Origin of the sequence: Serratia proteamaculans, assembly GCF_008830365.1 — a bacterium.
Classification (GTDB): domain Bacteria; phylum Pseudomonadota; class Gammaproteobacteria; order Enterobacterales; family Enterobacteriaceae; genus Serratia; species Serratia proteamaculans.
This window is the reverse complement of the sequence record NZ_WBKI01000016.1, coordinates 1-1,667: the sequence shown is the minus strand read 5'-3', so window position 1 is coordinate 1,667 and position 1,667 is coordinate 1. Positions and strand designations below refer to the sequence as shown.

1 rRNA gene is annotated in these 1,667 nt (G+C 52.9%); it reads left to right on the top strand.

What is annotated here, in order from left to right:
- Positions 1–1,667: ribosomal RNA gene (locus F8R23_RS24065) — 23S ribosomal RNA — on the top strand; the annotation flags it as partial.

Genomic DNA, 1,667 nt, shown 5'->3' with positions numbered 1-1,667 from the left:
GTTGGGTGACTGCGTACCTTTTGTATAATGGGTCAGCGACTTATATTTTGTAGCAAGGTTAACCGTATAGGGGAGCCGTAGGGAAACCGAGTCTTAACTGGGCGAATAGTTGCAAGGTATAGACCCGAAACCCGGTGATCTAGCCATGGGCAGGTTGAAGGTTGGGTAACACTAACTGGAGGACCGAACCGACTAATGTTGAAAAATTAGCGGATGACTTGTGGCTGGGGGTGAAAGGCCAATCAAACCGGGAGATAGCTGGTTCTCCCCGAAAGCTATTTAGGTAGCGCCTCGTGAACTCATCTTCGGGGGTAGAGCACTGTTTCGGCTAGGGGGCCATCCCGGCTTACCAAACCGATGCAAACTCCGAATACCGAAGAATGTTATCACGGGAGACACACGGCGGGTGCTAACGTCCGTCGTGAAGAGGGAAACAACCCAGACCGCCAGCTAAGGTCCCAAAGTCATGGTTAAGTGGGAAACGATGTGGGAAGGCATAGACAGCCAGGATGTTGGCTTAGAAGCAGCCATCATTTAAAGAAAGCGTAATAGCTCACTGGTCGAGTCGGCCTGCGCGGAAGATGTAACGGGGCTAAACCATGCACCGAAGCTGCGGCAGCGACGCTTAGGCGTTGTTGGGTAGGGGAGCGTTCTGTAAGCCGTTGAAGGTGGCCTGTGAGGGTTGCTGGAGGTATCAGAAGTGCGAATGCTGACATAAGTAACGATAAAGCGGGTGAAAAACCCGCTCGCCGGAAGACCAAGGGTTCCTGTCCAACGTTAATCGGGGCAGGGTGAGTCGACCCCTAAGGCGAGGCCGAAAGGCGTAGTCGATGGGAAACAGGTTAATATTCCTGTACTCGGTGTTACTGCGAAGGGGGGACGGAGAAGGCTAGGCTAGCCGGGCGACGGTTGTCCCGGTTTAAGCGTGTAGGGGGAGTGACTTGGTAAATCCGGTTACTTATTCAACCCTGAGGCGTGATGACGATGCACTACGGTGCAGAAGTAGTTGATGCCAAGCTTCCAGGAAAAGCCTCTAAGCATCAGGTAACACAGAATCGTACCCCAAACCGACACAGGTGGTCAGGTAGAGAATACCAAGGCGCTTGAGAGAACTCGGGTGAAGGAACTAGGCAAAATGGTGCCGTAACTTCGGGAGAAGGCACGCTGGCGCGTAGGTGAAGAGACTTGCTCTCGGAGCTGAAGCCAGTCGCAGATACCAGCTGGCTGCAACTGTTTAATAAAAACACAGCACTGTGCAAACACGAAAGTGGACGTATACGGTGTGACGCCTGCCCGGTGCTGGAAGGTTAATTGATGGGGTCAGCCGCAAGGCGAAGCTCTTGATCGAAGCCCCAGTAAACGGCGGCCGTAACTATAACGGTCCTAAGGTAGCGAAATTCCTTGTCGGGTAAGTTCCGACCTGCACGAATGGCGTAATGATGGCCAGGCTGTCTCCACCCGAGACTCAGTGAAATTGAACTCGCTGTGAAGATGCAGTGTACCCGCGGCAAGACGGAAAGACCCCGTGAACCTTTACTATAGCTTGACACTGAACATTGAGCCTTGATGTGTAGGATAGGTGGGAGGCTTTGAAGCGTGGACGCCAGTCTGCGTGGAGCCAACCTTGAAATACCACCCTTTAATGTTTGATGTTCTAACTCGGCCCC